Here is a 17,289-nt window from a genome sequence, read left to right as displayed (position 1 = left end):
GGGTGGGGGTGGGGTCAGAAGCGGGCGGGTTCGCGGTAGACGCCCCACTCGGCGCGCAGCGCGTCGCAGATCTCGCCGAGGGTGGCCTCGGCGCGGACGGCGTCCAGCATGGCCGGGATCATGTTCTCGCCGGTGCGGCCGACCTCGACCATCCGGGCGACGGCGGCCTTGACGGCGGCGTCGTCCCGGGCGGCCTTGCGCTCGGCGAGCACCCGGCGCTGCTCCAGCTCCACCTCGTGCGAGATGCGCAGGATCTCCAGCTCCTTGGCGACCGTGCCGGTGTGGCAGTTGACGCCGACGATCCGCTTGTCGCCCTTCTCCAGCGCCTGCTGGTAGACGAAGGCCGACTCGGCGATGTGACCGGTGAACCAGCCGTCCTCGATGCCGCGCAGGATGCCGGAGGTCATCGGGCCGATCTGGTGCGGGCCCTCGCCGCCGAGCTGCCGGATCCGGGCGAAGATCTCCTCCGCCTCGGCCTCGATCTTGTCGGTGAGCGCCTCGACGTACCAGGAGCCGCCGAGCGGGTCGGCGACGTTGACCACGCCGGTCTCCTCCATCAGCACCTGCTGGGTACGCAGGGCGATCTCGGCGGACTCGTCGGTGGGCAGGGCCAGGGTCTCGTCGAGGGCGTTGGTGTGCAGCGAGTTGGTCCCGCCGAGCACCGCGGCAAGCGCCTCCACGGCGGTCCGTACCACGTTGTTGACCGGCTGCTGGGCGGTCAGCGACACCCCGGCGGTCTGGGTGTGGAACCGCAGCCAGAGCGCCTTCTCGCTGGTCGCGCCGTAGACGTCGCGCAGCCAGCGGGCCCAGATCCGGCGGGCGGCGCGGAACTTGGCGATCTCCTCGAAGAAGTCGACGTGCGAGTCGAAGAAGAAGCTCAGGCCCGGGGCGAAGACGTTGACGTCCAGCCCGCGGCTGAGCCCCAGCTCGACGTAGCCGAACCCGTCGGCCAGGGTGTACGCCAACTCCTGCGCGGCGGTCGCCCCGGCCTCGCGGATGTGGTAGCCGGAGACCGAGAGGGGCTTGTACCGCGGGATCTCCCGGGCGCAGTACTCCATCAGGTCGCCGATCAGGCGCAGGTGCGGCTCGGGGTCGAAGAGCCACTCCTTCTGCGCGATGTACTCCTTGAAGATGTCCGTCTGCAGCGTCCCGTCCAGCTTGGACAGGTCGACGCCCTGCCGCTCGGCGGCGACCAGGTACATGCAGAAGACCGGCACGGCCGGGCCGGAGATGGTCATCGAGGTGGTGACGCCGGCCAGGTCGATGCCGTCGAAGAGCGTCTCCATGTCGGCGGCGGTGTCCACCGCGACGCCGCAGTGGCCGACCTCGCCGAGCGACTGCGGGTCGTCGGAGTCGCGCCCCATCAGGGTCGGCATGTCGAAGGCGACGGAGAGCCCGCCGCCGCCGGCGCCCAGGATCATCTTGTAGCGCTCGTTGGTCTGCTGGGCGTTGCCGAACCCGGCGAACTGCCGGATCGTCCAGGTGCGCCCCCGGTAACCGGTCGGGTAGAGCCCCCGGGTGTACGGGAACTCGCCCGGCCAGCCGATCCGGTCGAAGCCCGGGTACGCGGTGCCCTCCGGCGGGCCGTAGACCGGGTCGACGGTCATCCCGGACAGCGTGGTGAAGTCGGCGTCCCGCTTTCGCGCGGCGTCGTAGCGGGCCTGCCAGCGTGCCCGTCCGGCTGCGATCTCGTCGGCGTTCATCCGCGGGGCTCCTCCTCGAGTCCTCGACTGAAGACCGAGTGTAGAACGGAGTCCTGAACGATCGCTAAGGAAGTTCGTACCGGTCGGTAACCTTATCCGGCCGGGGCGTCGAGCGCGACGTCGTCCACCCGGATGTTGATCTCGTCGGCGCGCAGCCCGTACGCCTCGACCGCCGCCGTCACCGCCGCCCGCACCGCGTCGGTCACCTGCGGCACCGGGTGCCCGGCGGAGATCACCAGCACCAGGTTGACCACCGCCCCGCCGTCGGTCACGTGTGCCGAGCAGCCCCGCCGCGCGTCGCCGACCTGGTCCAGGCCGACCCGGTCGAGCACGGCGTTGAAGAACCGGGCGACGTCGCCCCCGAGCTCGGCCACCCCGGGCACGGACCGGGCGGCGGCCACCGCGATCTTCTCCACCACCTCGTCGGAGACGTGCGTCGTCCCGCCCGCCACCGCGTCCGGAGTCACCGACAGCTCCTGCGTCGCCTCGTCAGCCATGATCCACCCGCCCACTCGTCCAGCCCCACGCTCGCCATGTGGCGGTGCGAGCGTACTAGGCGGGCTGGTCCGCAGTGGACCGGTCAGGAGCCGAGCTGGGCCAGCAGCTCGTCCGCGGCGGCGTACGGGTCGAGGGCGCCCTCGGCCACCTTCGCGGCGAGCGTCGACAGCTCCGTACCGTCGCGCAGTGAACCGATCCGGGCGCGGAGCGCGCCGAGCGCGATCGCCTCGATCTCGGCGGCGGCCCGCGTCTCCCGGCGGCGGCGCAGCTCGTCGTGCTGCTCCAGCCAGCCGCGGTGCTTGTCGATGGCGGCGGCGATGTCGTCGATCCCCTCGGCCCGTGCGGCGATCGCGCGGACCACCTGCGGACGCCACTCGCCGGGCCCGCGCTCACCGAGGGCGATCATGCCCTGGATGTCGCGGACCGTCGCGTCGGCGCCGTCCCGGTCGGCCTTGTTGACCACGAAGACGTCGGCGATCTCCAGGATGCCGGCCTTGACCGCCTGGATCGCGTCGCCCATGCCGGGGGCCAGCAGGACCAGGGTGGTGTCGGCGAGCGAGGCCACCTCGACCTCGGCCTGGCCGACGCCGACGGTCTCCACCAGCACCACGTCGCAGCCGGCGCCCTCGAGCACCCGCACCGCCTGCGGGGTGGCCGCGGACAACCCGCCGAGGTGGCCCCGGCTGGACATCGAGCGGATGTAGACCCCGGGGTCGGTGGCGTGGTCCTGCATCCGGACCCGGTCGCCGAGGATCGCGCCGCCGGTGAACGGGCTGGACGGGTCGATCGCCAGCACACCGACCCGGTGACCGCGCGCCCGCAGCGCCCGCACCAGCTCGTTGGTGGTGGTCGACTTGCCCACCCCGGGCGAGCCGGTCAGGCCCACCACCTGGGCCTGACCGGCGTACGGCGCGAGGGCCGCCGCCACCTGCGGCAGCACCTCGTCACCGGACTCGACCAGGGTGATCAGCCGGGCCACCGCGCGGGGGTCACCCGCGCGGGCCCGCTCCACCAGCATCGGTACGTCCCGGCTGCGGCGCACCGGCCCGGTGGCCGTCGCCGGGACGTGATCGACGGCGTCGCTCACTGTGGTCCCTTTGTTCACGGCTGCGAAGCTCGCAGCACCGACTCGCTCCGCGCGCTCACTGCTGGCTCTCGGCCCCAGCCGGCACGTGGATGATCAGTGCGTCACCCTGACCGCCACCGCCGCAGAGCGCGGCCGCGCCGGTGCCGCCGCCCCGGCGCTTGAGCTCTAGCGCGAGGGTGAGCACCAGCCGGGCGCCGGACATGCCGATCGGGTGGCCCAGCGCGATCGCGCCGCCGTTGACGTTGACCTTGTCCGGGCTGACCCCGAGGTCGCGGGCCGACTGGATGCCGACCTGGGCGAACGCCTCGTTGATCTCGATCAGGTCCAGGTCGGAGACGCTCAGCCCGCCCTTCTTGAGGGCGTGCTGGATGGCGTTGGACGGCTGCGAGTGCAGCGAGTTGTCCGGCCCCGCGACGTTGCCGTGCGCGCCGATCTCGGCCAGCCAGGTCAGCCCCAGCTCCTTGGCCTTGGCCTTGCTCATCACGACCACGGCGGCGGCGCCGTCGGAGATCGGCGAGGAGCTGCCGGCGGTGATGGTGCCGTCCCTGGTGAACGCCGGGCGCAGCTTCGCCAGCGACTCGGCCGTGGTGTCGGGACGGATGCCCTCGTCCTCGCTGATCACCAGCGGCTCACCCCTGCGCTGCGGGATGACCACCGGGGCGATCTCGTCGGCGAAGTAGCCGTTCTTCTGCGCGGCGGCGGCCCGCTGGTGGCTGGTCGCGGCGAACGCGTCCTGTTCCTCGCGGGTGATGCCGTGCCGCACGCCGTGCTTCTCGGTGGACTCGCCCATCGCGCAGCAGTCCCAGGCGTCGGTCAGCCCGTCGAGCGCCATGTGGTCCTTGATCGTGACGTCGCCGTACTTGTAGCCCGAGCGCTGGCCGAGCAGCAGGTGCGGGGCGTTGGTCATCGACTCCATGCCGCCGGCCACCACGATGTCGAACTCACCGGCCCGGATGAGCTGGTCGGCCAGGGCGATCGCGTCCAGGCCGCTGAGGCAGACCTTGTTGATGGTCAGCGCCGGCACGGACATCGGGATGCCGGCCTCGACCGCCGCCTGCCGGGCCGGGATCTGCCCGGCGCCGGCCTGGAGCACCTGCCCCATGATCACGTACTGCACCTGGTCCGGAGCGACGCCGGCGCGCTCCAACGCCGCCTTGATCGCGACGCCGCCGAGCTTCGTCGCCGGGAGATCCTTGAGGTTGCCCAGCAGGCGCCCCATGGGGGTCCGCGCGCCGCTGATGATCACCGAAGCCATTGCCTGCCTCCGAGGGGGTGCCGACCTGTACGCCTTAACGATTGTTCGGTCAGACTAGCGCCATGGCTGAGAACTCCCCCGTCGAGCCCGCTGCCGACTATGTCACAGACATCGGCCTGCGCCGCATCGACCACGTCGGGGTCGCGGTCGCCGACCTCGACGCCGCGATCGACTTCTACCAGCGCACCTTCGGCATGCGCTGCGTGCACGTCGAGACCAACACCGAGCAGGGCGTACGCGAGGCGATGCTCGCCGTCGGCCCGACCACCGAGGGCGGCTGCGTGCAGCTGCTCGCCCCGCTGACCCCGGAGTCGACCATCGCGAAGTTCCTGGACCGCAACGGGCCGGGCGTGCAGCAGGTGGCGTACACGGTGGTCGACATCGACGCCGCCTGCGCCGCGCTGCGCGAGCGGGGCGTACGGCTGCTCTACGAGAAGCCGAAGCGCGGCACCGCCGACTCCCGGATCAACTTCGTGCACCCCAAGGACGCCGGCGGCGTCCTGGTCGAGCTGGTCGAACCGGCCGCCGACGCCCACTGACCCCCGCCCGCCTGTTCCGCCGTTTGCGGCGGGTCGCGGTGTCCCCGTCGCCGGACACCGCGACCCGCCGCGAACGCCGGCGGACCCCGCCGGCCGGCCCCCGCAACGCGGCGGAGCGCACGGGTGCGCGGTACGGGTGCGGCGCGGACACCTCCACGCACCGGCCAATGCAGTTTTTCACACAGGACTTCCGGCCCTAGCTACCGTTCAGTAACGTCCCGGCCCAACAAGGAGCGCGACCGGTGCCGGATGTGTCGATTGCCGACATGGCGGTCGGTCGCACCGGCGCCGACGATGGCAGCACCCCCTGCCCCCGGCGTGGGTGCGGACGAACGGGAGGTCACCGTGCAGGACATCCTCGAAGCGATCATGGCGGCGGAAGGCTCCGACCGGCCGGAGCGCGAACTCGCCGGTCTCGCCGGACTGCCGGTACCGGAGACCTACCGCGGCATGGTCGTCCGGGCCGAGGACACCCGGATGTTCGACGGGATGGCCACCCGCGACAAGGACCCGCGCAAGGCCCTGCACCTGCAGGAGGTGCCCACCCCGGAGCTCGCCCCGGGCGAGGCCCTGGTCGCGGTGATGGCCAGCGCCATCAACTACAACACGGTCTGGACCAGCATCTTCGAGCCGCTGCCGACCTTCAAGTTCCTCCAGCGCTACGGCCGGCTCTCCGAGCTGACCCGCCGGCACGACCTGCCGTACCACGTGGTGGGTTCGGACGCGGCGGGCGTGGTGCTGCGCACCGGTCCCGGCGTGACCAAGTGGAAGGCCGGCGACGAGGTCGTCGCGCACTGCCTCTCGGTGGAGCTGGAGGACGCGGCCGGCCACGACGACACCATGCTCGACCCGCAGCAGCGGATCTGGGGCTTCGAGACCAACTTCGGCGGCCTGGCCGAGCTGTGCGTGGTCAAGGCCAACCAGCTGATGCCCAAGCCGCGCCACCTGAGCTGGGAGGAGGCGGCCAGCCCCGGGCTGGTCAACTCGACCGCGTACCGGCAGCTGGTCTCGCACCACGGCGCCAACATGAAGCAGGGCGACGTGGTGCTGATCTGGGGCGCCTCGGGCGGCCTGGGCGGCTACGCCACCCAGATGGCGCTCAACGGCGGCGCGATCCCGGTCTGCGTGGTCTCGTCGCCGGAGAAGGCCGAGCTGTGCCGGAAGATGGGCGCCGAGCTGGTGATCGACCGCACCGCCGAGGGCTTCCGGTTCTGGAAGGACGAGCAGACCCAGGACCAGGACGAGTGGCGCCGCTTCGGCGAGCGGATCCGCGAACTGACCGGCGGCGAGGACCCGGACATCGTCTTCGAGCACCCCGGCCGGGAGACCTTCGGCGCCAGCGTCTACGTGGCCAAGAAGGGCGGCACCATCGTCACCTGCGCCTCCACCAGCGGCTACCAGCACCAGTACGACAACCGTTACCTGTGGATGCACCTCAAGCGGATCGTCGGCAGCCACTTCGCCAACTACCGCGAGGCGTGGGAGGCGAACCGGCTGGTGTCCCTCGGCCTGATCCACCCGACGGTGTCGCGGACGTACCCGTTGGAGCAGACCGGCCAGGCGGCGTACGAGGTGCACCGCAACGCCCACCAGGGCAAGGTCGGCGTGCGCTGCCTCGCCCCCACCGACGGGCTGGGCGTCCGGGACACCGCGCTGCGCTCCCGGCACGAGGACGCGATCAACCGGTTCCGCGGCCACTGAGCCGTCCGGGTGATGCCGGCATGCCCATTGCGGTGAGGCGGCCATTGCCTTTCCACATGGGCGGCGCACCCCCATTCGAGTGACGACGGACAAAGGGCCGCGGGCATCCCCCGCGGCCCTTTTCCCGCTCACTCGGCGTGACCTCGGCCCGCCCGGGACCTGCCAAGATCGCCGATTGGTCCGGTCTCGACGAGCGTAGAAGTTGACCATGTAATGAGGACACGAAAGGTCGGGACCGCTCTTGCGAACGACCCCGGGGGGTCTGCGAGTATGTCCCAATGCCCCAGCAGCAGTCCTCCCCTCTCGCGTTCTTCGATAACGCGAACTCGCAGCCAGATTTCACCGTCGGCCTGCGCGGATACAACACCCACCAGGTCGATGACTTCATCGGCCGGATGACCGCCGCGCTGACCCAGTCCGAGCAGGCCCGCGCCGAGGCCGAGCAGCGGATGAACGACGCCCAGCGCCGGCTCCGCCAGGCCGAGCAGCGCCAGAGCGCGCTCGAGCAGAAGCTCACCGACACCAGCAAGCAGCTCGAGGAGAACAGCCGGCCGACCCTCTCCGGCCTGGGCACTCGCGTCGAGCAGATCCTGCGGTTGGCCGAGGAGCAGGCCAACGACCACCGCAACGAGGCCAAGCGCGAGTCGGAGGGCATCCTTTCCGCGGCCCGCCTGGAGGCCCGGGAGATCACCGACAAGGCGCGCGCCGAGGCGGCGGCGATGAAGGCCACCGCCGAGCGGGAGGCCGGCAACGTCCGCACCACCGCCGAGCGCGAGGCCGCCGAGGTCCGCGTGCAGGCCCGCCGCGAGGCCGACACCCTGCGCGCCGACGCCGACCGGGAGACCAAGCAGCTGCGTACGGTCACCGCGCACGAGGTGGCCGAGCTGAAGTCCACGGTCGAGCGGGAGGTCGCCACCCTGCGCGCCACCGCCGAGCGGGAGATCACCCAGCAGCGGGCCAAGGCCGCGCGCGAGGCCGAGGAGAAGCGGGCCGAGGCGACCAAGCTGCTCACCGACGCCCGCGACAAGCGGGACAAGGACCTCCAGGCCCTGGAGCTGCAGCTCGCCGAGCGCCGCGAGAAGGCCGAGCGCGAGGAGTCCGAGCGGCACGCCGCGCAGGTCGCGCAGACCCAGAAGCTGGTCGGCGAGGCCGAGCAGCGGGCCCGCGCCGCCCAGGAGCGCGCCAAGGAGATCGAGCAGCGCGCCGAGGCCCGCCGGGTCGAGTCGGAGCGCACCGCCAACGAGACCGTCGACAAGGCCAAGGCGCTGGCCGAGAAGACCCTCAACGAGGCCAAGTCCGAGGCGAACCGGCTGCTCACCGAGGCGCGCACCGAGGCGGAGCTGACCACCCAGGCGGCCCGCCGCGAGGTCGAGGACCTCACCCGCCAGAAGGACGCCGTCACCTCCCAGCTCGGCCAGATGCTCTCCGGCCTGGCCGGCATCGTGCCGGGTGTGCCGGCGCAGCCGCCGGCCGCCGCGCCGGCGAAGCCGGAGGCCGCCGGCACCGAGCAGCGGGCGACCGCGGAGACGGCCAGCTGACCCACCGCACCGTCGGGGCATGAGTTCACGGCGCGGGGTGACACCGGGTGACCGGTGGCACCCCGCGCCGTATGCGTTTCCCAACCCCTGATACGGCCGGTACGACCGTGATGAAGTAGGTCGCAACAGGGGCGTCCGTATCGCCCCAGCAGGACCGGATGCGTGTGAGGATGGGGGCATGTCGCACGGCGAGGAACTGTTCGCTCTCGGCGGGGACGTGACCACGGAGCCCAGCTTCGAGTCCGCCCTGCGGGGGTACGAGAAACGACAGGTCGACCGGTACGTCGCTCGTGCGGAGCACGAGATCGCGACCCTGACGGCCGAGCGGGAACAGGCGTACACCCAGATCCACAAGCTGGCCGGGCAGGTCGAGCATCTCCAGCGGGACCTGGCCCAGGTGCGCAAGCAGGTCGGCGTGGTGGACCGCGCCTCGTTCAAGCACCTGGGGCCCCGGGTCGAACAGATCCTCGCTCTCGCCGAGGAGCAGGCGGACGCCATCCTGAGCGCCGCCAACGATGAGATCGAGGCCCGTCGCGCCGCCGCCGAGCACATCATCGACGAGGCCCGCGAGCAGGCCGCCCGGGCACTCAAGGACTTCGAGATCGCGTTGGCGGCGCGGCGCGCCGAGGAGGAGCGGCACACCGCCGCCCGCAAGGCCGAGGCGTCGGCCGCGCTCAAGAGCGCCAAGGAGGACGCGGCCCGGCTGCGGGCCACGGCCCAGGACGAGTCGAATCGGCTGCGCGCCACCGCCCAGGACGAGTCGACCCGGCTGCGCGCCGCCGCCCAGGAGGCGCTGACGAAGGCGCAGCAGGAGGCCACCCAGCTCCGCGACACGGCCAAGGAGATCCACAGCCGGGCCCAGCAGGAGGCCACCAAGCTGCGCGAGACGGCCAAAGAGGCGCTGGCGAAGGCGCAGCAGGAGGCCACCGAGCTGCGCGAGGCGGCCAAGGAGGTGCACGCCAAGGCCCAGCAGGAGGCCAAGCGGCTCACCGAGTCGGCGGCCGAGGCCGGGCGGGCCACCCACGCCAAGGCCCTCCAGGAGGCGAAGCGGATCACCGACGACGCCGAGGAGGCCGCGAAGGGCACCCGGGGCCGGGCCCGGCAGGAGGCGCACCGGCTGACCACGGAGGCCGCCGAGACGGCCAAGCGCAGCCGCGCCGAGACCGAGGCGTACGTGCAGCGGATGCGCAGCGAGACCGAGGCGTACGTGCAGCACGCCCGCGCTCAGACGCAGCAGGAGCTGGGCGCCTGGCGGGCGGGCGTGGAGAAGGAGGTCAACGGCCGGCGGGAGGCCGCCGACCGGGAGCTGGCGCAGCGTCGCGCCGCCATCGAGCAGGAGTACGCCAAGCGCCGCGACGAGCTGGAGAAGCAGCACAAGACCCGCCACGACCAGCTGGAGCGGGAGTGGACGGCGCGCCGCGACGAGATCGAGCAGGGCGCCGCCGAGGTCCGTCGGTCCGCCGAGGTCGACGCGCTCACCATGCGCCGCCGGGCCGAGGAGGAGGCCACCACGCTGCTCCAGCGGGCCGAGACGGAGTCGGCCGACAAGCGCCGCAAGGCCGACGAGCACGTCGCGGCGTCCCGCCGGCAGTTCGAGGAGTACGCCGCCACCACCCAGCAGCACCTGGCCACCACCCAGCAGCACCTGGCCGCGACGCAGCAGGAGGCGGCGGCGGGCCGGCAGCAGCTCGCCGAGGTGATGCTGGAGATCGCGCAGGCCCAGCAGCAGCTCGCTGACCTGCGTCAGGAGACCTGGCAGGCGCGGCAGGAGTCCGACGAGCTCGAGCGGCAGATCACCGAACTCCAGCTCCGGAAGGTCACCGGGACGGCGGCCGTACCGACGACGGACGGTGCCGCTCCGGCGCTCGCCGGCGTCACTCCGAGCACCGACGGCGCGAAACCCACCGGCGACGGCGCGAAGCCCAAGGCCGACGCCGTGCGGGCCATCGCCGATGGTGCGCGAGTCACCGGCGACGGCGCGAAGACCGCGCCGGACACGGACGGGGCCAGGCCGAAGGCCGAGCCGGTCGCCGGCACGGGCGGGGCGAAGCCCAAGGCGCGCCCGGTGGCCGAGCCGGTGACCACCGTGGACGGTGGCACGGCCAGCGCCGGTGTCGACGGGGGGCCGACGGTGGCCGCGGTGCCCGGCACGGGCGGCCGCGAGGCCACCCCGACCAAGATCACCAGCACCGGCGAGAACGGCAAGCGGCCGACCAAGCCGACCACCGACGAGCGCGGCGCCAAGCCGAGCAAGGTCACCGCCGAGTCGGAGTGACCGGGGCCGTTCCGGCGGCGGCGAGCGCCGGAACGGCCGCCCGGCCGAGCTGGGCCAGGACTCGCCCGGCCCCGGGCGGTATCCGGCCGTTTGCCTCGCCATCAGGCCGGACCGGATCGCCCTGCCCCGCCGAAGTCCTGAGCCTGTCCCGGGTCCTGAACCGCCTCGACGCGGCTCACGATCGTCCCGATCCACAGCCGTCCCAGCCCCGCCACAATCGCGACTCACGATGGTCCCGACTTACGGCCGTCCAGCCCGCCACCGTCGCGGCCCACGACGGTCCCGACCCCGCTGCGGTCCCGACCCCGCCAGCGTCGTGGCGAACCGGCCCCGACGACACCCCTCCGCCACACGCTTTGCTCTGCTGCGGTCCCGGCAACAGCGGCGCTCCCAGTGTTGCCGGTCGGGCAGCAGAGCGAAGGAGCCGACTGGACCGTCGGGGGGGCCCGGCGCGGTGCGACTCTCCAGGTGAGATGACGGACCGCGGTCGGCAACGCAACCCGGCCAGGACGGACCGCCCGGGCGGAAGGTTGTCCAGCCGAGGACCGGTCGGCGGAGCGTGGCTGGTCCGACAGGCCTGGAGGGCGGCCGGACATTGCGGGCGGGGCTGGCTCGGGCACCTGCCGGCCACTACCCTCCGGGCAGGGGGCCGGCCCGGGGCTCGGGCCGGGACGGTCCGACAGCTTCCGGCGTACCGCCGGGGCGCGATCCGGGGAGGTCGAGTGGGACAGGACGAACCGGTGGAGGGCGAATTTCGGGACGACGCCGCCGCCCGACCCACCACGCCCGGCGGGAGACGCACCCAGCGCGACGGGGAGCACCCGTCGACCGACGGGGACCCGACGGACTTCGAGCCCGCCGGGGAACGGCCCGCGGCCGGCGCGGACGCGGCCACCTCGACCGACGCCGACCCGACGGAATTCGAACCGGCCGCTCCGGTGGCGACCCCCTCGGGGCGCTACGGCCAGCCGGGGCGGCCGCTGCGGCGGAGCAGCTTCCTGGTCGGCTTCACCGGTGCGCTCGGCGTGCTGCTGGCGTACACGCTCTATCTGGGCGTCCGCAACGCCGGCGGCATCCTCGTCCTGGTGGTCATCGCGCTCTTCCTGGCGGTCGGGCTCAACCCGGCGGTGGTCCGGTTGCGCTCCTGGAGAGTGCCGCACGGTCTCGCGGTGGCGACGGTGGTGCTCACCCTGGTGCTGCTGATCGCCGGCGGCCTGGTGGCGCTCGTGCCGCCGGTGGTGACGCAGACCGGGGAGTTCGTCGAACAGATCCCCAGCTACGTCGAGGAGTTGCGGCGCAGTCGCACGGTCAACGACCTGGTGGAACGGTACGACGTGATGGAGCGCGTGCAGTCGGCGGCGAACGCCGACACCGTGGGCCGGGCGCTCGGCGGTGTGCTCGGCGGCGCCCAGCTCATCTTCGGCACCCTGCTCCGGGCGCTCACCGTGCTGGTGCTGACCATCTACTTCCTGGTCTACTTCGACAAGCTGCGCGCCCTGGCGTACGGGCTGGTTCCCCGCTCGCGGCGGCAGCGGGTCAGCCTCATCGGCGACGCGATCCTGACCAAGGTCGGGGCGTACATGGTGGGCGCGCTGAGCATCGCCGTGCTGGCCGGCGTGAGCACCTTCGCCTTCGCGCTGGTGGTCGGGCTGCCGTACCCGTTCGCGCTGGCCGTGGTCGTCGCCGTGACCGACCTGATCCCGCAGATCGGCGCCACCCTCGGCGCGGTGATCGTCGCCCTGGTCGGGTTCGCCACCGGGCTGCCGACGGGGATCGCCTGCGTGGCCTTCTTCCTGATCTACCAGCAGGTGGAGAACTACCTGATCTACCCGAAGGTGATGCGGCGGTCGGTGGAGGTCAACGAGGTGGCCGCCCTGCTCGCCGCGCTGCTGGGGGTGGCGCTGATCGGCGTGGTCGGCGCGCTGATCGCCATCCCGACGGTGGCGGCGCTCCAGCTCATCCTGCGCGAGGTGGTGCTGCCCCGGCAGGAGGCCCGCTGACCCTCAGTCCCGCGCCGCCGGGCCCGGGACGGGCGTGTCGGCGAAGGAGGCCACCGTACGGTCGGCGTACGCGCTGACGTCGCCGGTCTCCATCGGGCCGTCCCAGGTGGTGGGCAGCGGCAGCGGCACCGCCGGGTTGACCCGCCGGACGATCTCGTCCAGCACCGTCTCGGCGTCGCCCACCCAGAGGTGCTTCGCGCCGGGCACCCCGACCACCTCGGCCTGCGGCACCGCCGCGAAGCGCTCCCGCGCCTCGTCCGGCCGCAGGTAGTCGTCGAACTCGGGCACCAGCGCGGTGAGCGGGGTGCCCGCCTCGGCCCAGGCCGCGAGATCCGCCGGCTCGGAGAAGCGCAGCGGCGGGGAGAGCAGGATGGCGCCGGCCACCGCCGGGTCGCAGCCGTGCTTCAGGGCCAGGTCGGTGCCGAACGACCAGCCCACCAGCCAGATGTTCGGCAGCTCGTGGAACTCGGCGTACTCGATCGCGGCGGCGACGTCGAACCGCTCCCCCACTGCGGCGTCGAAGGCGCCCTCGCTGGTGCCGCGGACGCTGCTGGTGCCCCGGGTGTTGAACCGGAGCACGGCCAGGTCGGCCAGGGCCGGCAGCCGCCAGGCCGCCTTGCGGAAGACGTGGCTGTCCATCATCCCGCCGTGGGTGGGCAGCGGGTGCAGGCAGACCAGGGTGGCCACCGGCTCCCGGTCGACCGGCCGGGCCAGCTCACCGACCAGGCGCAGGCCGTCGGCGGTGTGCAGCTCGATGTCCTCCCGGTGGCCGGGCAGGATCGACGACGCGCGGATCGGTGTGCTCACCGCTCAAGTCTGGCGCGACTTCACCGCCGCCGCCCGCCCGGGCGGAAACAGGGTGATCCAGATCGCTCAGCCGTACTTCGGCGCGCTGCGCCCGCGTTGGATTCCCGGGCCGCGCCGGTCCCGGGCCCGCCAGCAGCCGCTGTGCCAGTGCCGACGGTCGGTGAGGTCGCCGGTGCCGTCCGCCGGCCAGGCCACCAGGTGCGCCACCCCGGGGCGGATCTCCTGGTCACAGCCCGGGCAACGGTACGTCTTGGTGGACGCGCCGCCGCCGATCCCGCGTACCTGCCACTCGCCGTCGCGCCACTGCTGCACCGAGGCGACGCCCTGCCGGACGCGGTCGGAGTCCAGGTGGGCGGCGTCGTCCCGGCGAGGACGGTTGCGACGAGGGCTCACGCTTTCCAGCGTACGGTCCGGCCGGCGGGATGCTCCGCCGGCCGGTGCCGGGTCAGTCCCAGCTCTCCGGCCGGGTGAGGTCGTCTGCGATCCGCGCCCCGCCCAGCACCGTGGCCGCGTCCGCCTCGGTGAACCCCTGGGGTGCCGGGCCGAAACGGGCGGTGAGGTGCGCCTTGGGAATGCCGAGCAGCTCCAACTCCTCGCCCCCCGGGTGGAGGTAGGCCGGTCTGCCGCCGATCGTCCGGTTACCCGTGGCCCGGCCCCCGTCGAATTCCGAGTGACGCTCCAGGCGGACGTCCATCAGCTTCTCCCCGGGCGCGCCGACGGTGAGGGTGACGTCCACCGAGTCGGGGAAGTTGACCATGTTCACCGCGCAGCGCGCCAGGAACGCGTCGGCCGGCAGCGTGGTGAGCCGCAGCGGGGCGGGGCACCGGTGGGCGCGGTCCATCCGCAGCGCCCCGACGGCGGTCCGTACCGCGGTGTCGTCCGGGCCGACGGTGATGGCCCGGGCGTGCAGCGGGCCGATCCGCCAGCGCAGCACCCAGCCCGGCTGGCCGCCCGGGCCGGCCGGCGGGAGCCGTTCGACCCGGCCGTCGAAGTCGGCCGACGCGGTCCGGTCCGGGCCGTAGCTCATCCCCTCGTGGCGGGACCGCTCGACCTCGACCGGGCCGGGCGCTACGTCGATCGCCACGCGACGCCCGCCGGCGACCTCCACCAGGACGCTCTCCACCCCGCGCCCGGACTCCCAGCCGAGGTAGCGCGCCCGGGTGGTGTCCACCCCGAAGTGCAGCACGCCCGCGTCGGTGCCGACCAGTTCCGGCGCGGCGGCCGCGACCGGCGCGTCCGGGGCCCGGGGCGGGGCGACCGGGGCAGCGGCCGGCGAGGGTGTCGGCACCGGCAGCCCGCCCGTGGTGACCCCGAAGCCGAGCACCGCCACCAGTCCGAGCGCCGCGCCCGCACCGACCCGGCGACGGCGCCGCCGGGCCCGTCCCGCGCCGACCGCCCGGGCCGTCAACAGGTCGGTGTCCACCGCGCCCTCGGCGCGTTCCCGCAGTGTGCTGGCGATCCGCTGGTCCAGGTCCGTCACGGCCGGCTCCCGTTGGTGGTGGGGACGCCGTAGCGCCCCCGCAGCTGGGTGAGCGCCCGCATCGCGTGGGTGCGGACGGTGACCGGCGAGCAGTCGAGTATCTGCGCGATCGTCCCGTCGTCGAGATCCTCGTAGTAGCGCAGCACCAGCACCGCCCGCTGGCGGTCGGGCAGCGCGAGGATCATCCGCCACAGCTCGTCCCGTTCGGCCGCCTCGCCGCCGAGGTCGCCACGGTGCGGGAGCTCGGCGAACTCCGCCGTGGCCAGCTCGTGACTGGACCGCCGGCGCCACCAGGAGGTGTTGGCGTTGACCAGCATCCGGCGCACGTAGACGTCCGGGTGGTCGGCGCGGGCGATCCTGCGCCAGTGCACGTAGGCACGGGCCAGCACGTCCTGGGTGAGGTCCTCGGCGCGGTGCTCGTCACCGGTCAGCAGCCGGGCCAGGCGGACGAGCGCCGGGCCGCGGCTGCTGACGTACTCCTCGAAGGTCACACCCTCAAGACGCCGTCACGGGGGCGGCGTGTTGACCGGGGTCAGCGACGGGTGTGGTCGCGGAAGCCGCGGCCGCTCTTGCGACCCAGGTAGCCGGCGGTGACCAGGTGCTCCAGCAGCGGCGCGGGGGCGAAGCCCGGCTCGCGCAGCTCCAGGTAGAGCTCCTTCTGGATGGCCAGCGAGACGTCCAGCCCGACCACGTCGAGCAGCTCGAACGGGCCCATCGGGTAGCCGCAGCCGAGCTTCATCGCGTAGTCGATGTCGTCGGCGGTGGAGTAGCTGGCCTCCAGCATCTTCACCGCGTCGTTCAGGTACGGGAAGAGCAGCGCGTTGACGATGAACCCGGAGCGGTCACCACAGACCACGCCGGTCTTGCCCAGGGTCGCGCAGACCGCCTTGGCGGTGGTGGTGGTCTCCGCCGAGGTGCGGATGGTCTGCACCACCTCGATCAGCGGCATGATCGGCGCCGGGTTGAAGAAGTGCAGCCCCACCACGTCGGCCGGCCGCTGGGTGGCCATCGCCACGTCGATCACCGGCAGCGAGGAGGTGGTGGTGGCGAGCACGACGCCCGGCTTGCAGATCTCGTCGAGGCTGGCGAAGAGGGCCTTCTTGACGCTCAGCTCCTCGACCACGGCCTCGACCACCAGGTCGACGTCGGCCAGGTGCTCCAGCGTGGCGGACCAGTTGATCCGGCCCAGCGCCGCGTCCCGGTCGGCCTCGCTGAGCTTGCCGCGCACCACGCCCTTGTTGAGCGAGGTCTTGACGGACTCGAAGACCTTGGCGGACTTCTCCGCGCCCCGGGTCACCGAGACGACCTCGTAGCCGGCCTTGGCGAAGACCTCGATGATGCCGGTGGCCATCGTCCCGGAGCCGACCACGCCGACCTTGGCGATCCCCCGGGCGCCGTCGGCGAGTGCCGACTCCGACGCCACGGGCGTCTGCTCGTCGGGTACGACCACCGGGGAACCCGGCCGCTCGTAGGTGTAGAAGCCCCGGCCGGACTTGCGACCGAGCAGACCCGCGGTGACCATCTGCTTGATCAGCGGCACCGGGGCGTGCCGGCGGTCGCGACCGCCCCGCCGGTACATGGTGTCCAGGATCTCGTACGCGGTGTCCAGGCCGATCAGGTCCATCAGCGCGAGCGGGCCCATCGGCAGGCCGCAGCCGAGCTTCATCGCGGCGTCGATGTCCTCGCGGGTGGCGTACCGCGACTCGAACATGCTGACGGCGTGGTTGAGGTAGCCGAAGAGCAGCGCGTTGGCGATGAAGCCGGCCCGGTCGTTGATGGTGACGTCGACCTTGCCGAGCCGCTCGCAGAGCGCCTCGACGTCGGCGACCACGTCGGCGGAGGTGACCACCGTGCGGACCACCTCGACCAGCCTCATCACCGGGGCGGGGTTGAAGAAGTGGATGCCGATCACCTGGTTGGGCCGGGTGGTGGCGACCGAGATCTCGGTGACGCTCAGCGAGGAGGTGTTGGTGGCCAGGATCGCCTCGGGCTTGCAGACCCGGTCCAGCTCGGCGAAAATCCGCTGCTTCAGGTCGAGGTGCTCGGGGACGGCCTCGATGACCAGGTCCACCGAGTGCAGGGCGTCCAGTCCGACCTGGAAGTGCACCCGGGACAGCAGGGCGTCCCGGTCGGCCTCGGCGAGCTTGCCCTTGGCGACGGCCCGGTCGGTCGAGCCGGTGAGGGTGGTCCGGCCGCGCTCCAGGGCGGCCTCGGAGATCTCCACCGCGACGACGTCGATGCCCTTGCGGGCGAACACCTCGACGATGCCGGCACCCATGGTGCCCAGACCCACCACACCCACACTGGTGAACTCGCGCGCCACGACCGGCCTCCCCTGGTTGCTCCGCACCCCGCCGACTTGAACGGCGACTAAGGTTATGCGCCGGAGTCTGCCACGCGACGCTG

General features: G+C 72.8%; 14 protein-coding genes. 5 read left to right on the top strand and 9 right to left on the bottom strand.

The genetic code is table 11. From position 1 onward, the window contains the following. Positions 1-14: 14 nt before the first annotated feature. The 4 genes from KBX37_RS13395 to KBX37_RS13380 form a co-directional block, all read right to left on the bottom strand. A complete protein-coding gene (locus KBX37_RS13395; RefSeq protein ID WP_210776222.1) occupies positions 15-1,703 on the bottom strand; it encodes a methylmalonyl-CoA mutase in 1,689 nt (562 codons plus the stop codon). A gap of 92 nt (positions 1,704-1,795) precedes the next feature. Next, the gene (locus tag KBX37_RS13390; RefSeq protein ID WP_210776221.1) at positions 1,796-2,200 is read right to left on the bottom strand and encodes an Asp23/Gls24 family envelope stress response protein; all 405 of its coding nucleotides are present in this window, start codon (positions 2,198-2,200) and stop codon (positions 1,796-1,798) included. 83 nt (positions 2,201-2,283) lie between these two features. After that, positions 2,284-3,288, bottom strand: coding sequence for a methylmalonyl Co-A mutase-associated GTPase MeaB (gene meaB / locus KBX37_RS13385; protein ID WP_210776220.1), 1,005 nt, complete (start codon positions 3,286-3,288; stop codon positions 2,284-2,286). 55 nt (positions 3,289-3,343) lie between these two features. Beyond that, positions 3,344-4,543: an acetyl-CoA C-acetyltransferase gene (locus tag KBX37_RS13380; protein ID WP_210776219.1), complete on the bottom strand. Its 1,200-nt coding sequence runs from the start codon at positions 4,541-4,543 to the stop codon at positions 3,344-3,346. 62 nt (positions 4,544-4,605) lie between these two features. Here KBX37_RS13380 and mce point away from each other — a divergent pair, with 62 nt between their 5' ends. The 5 genes from mce (at position 4,606) to KBX37_RS13355 (ending at position 12,596) form a co-directional block, all read left to right on the top strand. Continuing rightward, complete coding sequence (gene mce / locus KBX37_RS13375; RefSeq protein WP_210776218.1) at positions 4,606-5,082, top strand: methylmalonyl-CoA epimerase; 477 nt, start codon at positions 4,606-4,608, stop codon at positions 5,080-5,082. Between the two features lie 345 nt (positions 5,083-5,427). Beyond that, entirely contained in the window at positions 5,428-6,783 is a 1,356-nt protein-coding gene (ccrA, locus tag KBX37_RS13370) for a crotonyl-CoA carboxylase/reductase (RefSeq protein ID WP_210776227.1), read from the top strand. Positions 6,784-7,061: 278 nt separating this feature from the next. Then, a complete protein-coding gene (locus KBX37_RS13365) occupies positions 7,062-8,321 on the top strand; it encodes a DivIVA domain-containing protein (RefSeq protein WP_210776217.1) in 1,260 nt (419 codons plus the stop codon). Positions 8,322-8,499: 178 nt separating this feature from the next. Next, complete coding sequence (locus tag KBX37_RS13360) at positions 8,500-10,596, top strand: hypothetical protein (protein ID WP_210776216.1); 2,097 nt, start codon at positions 8,500-8,502, stop codon at positions 10,594-10,596. A gap of 938 nt (positions 10,597-11,534) precedes the next feature. Next, entirely contained in the window at positions 11,535-12,596 is a 1,062-nt protein-coding gene (locus KBX37_RS13355; protein WP_210776226.1) for an AI-2E family transporter, read from the top strand. A 3-nt stretch (positions 12,597-12,599) separates the two neighbouring features. Here KBX37_RS13355 and KBX37_RS13350 read toward each other — a convergent pair whose 3' ends face one another. From KBX37_RS13350 to KBX37_RS13330, 5 genes are all read right to left on the bottom strand, one after another. Next, positions 12,600-13,403 (bottom strand): alpha/beta hydrolase, encoded by an 804-nt coding sequence (locus KBX37_RS13350; protein ID WP_210776215.1) that lies wholly within the window; start codon positions 13,401-13,403, stop codon positions 12,600-12,602. A 66-nt stretch (positions 13,404-13,469) separates the two neighbouring features. Beyond that, on the bottom strand, positions 13,470-13,796 hold the full coding sequence (locus KBX37_RS13345) for a hypothetical protein (protein ID WP_210776214.1): 327 nt from the start codon (positions 13,794-13,796) through the stop codon (positions 13,470-13,472). Positions 13,797-13,848: 52 nt separating this feature from the next. Then, positions 13,849-14,883 (bottom strand): hypothetical protein, encoded by a 1,035-nt coding sequence (locus tag KBX37_RS13340; protein ID WP_210776213.1) that lies wholly within the window; start codon positions 14,881-14,883, stop codon positions 13,849-13,851. Next, complete coding sequence (locus KBX37_RS13335) at positions 14,880-15,374, bottom strand: SigE family RNA polymerase sigma factor (RefSeq protein WP_210776212.1); 495 nt, start codon at positions 15,372-15,374, stop codon at positions 14,880-14,882. Before KBX37_RS13335 ends, KBX37_RS13340 begins: the two co-directional genes overlap by 4 nt. Positions 15,375-15,415: 41 nt before the next feature. Then, positions 15,416-17,206 carry a 3-hydroxyacyl-CoA dehydrogenase family protein gene (locus tag KBX37_RS13330; RefSeq protein WP_210776211.1) on the bottom strand — a complete coding sequence of 597 codons (1,791 nt, stop codon included), beginning with the start codon at positions 17,204-17,206 and terminating at the stop codon, positions 15,416-15,418. Positions 17,207-17,289 lie beyond the last annotated feature (83 nt).

Origin of the sequence: Micromonospora sp. U56, from assembly GCF_018070095.1 — a bacterium.
GTDB lineage: Bacteria > Actinomycetota > Actinomycetes > Mycobacteriales > Micromonosporaceae > Micromonospora > Micromonospora purpureochromogenes.
This window is presented reverse-complemented; position numbering and strand designations above follow the sequence as displayed.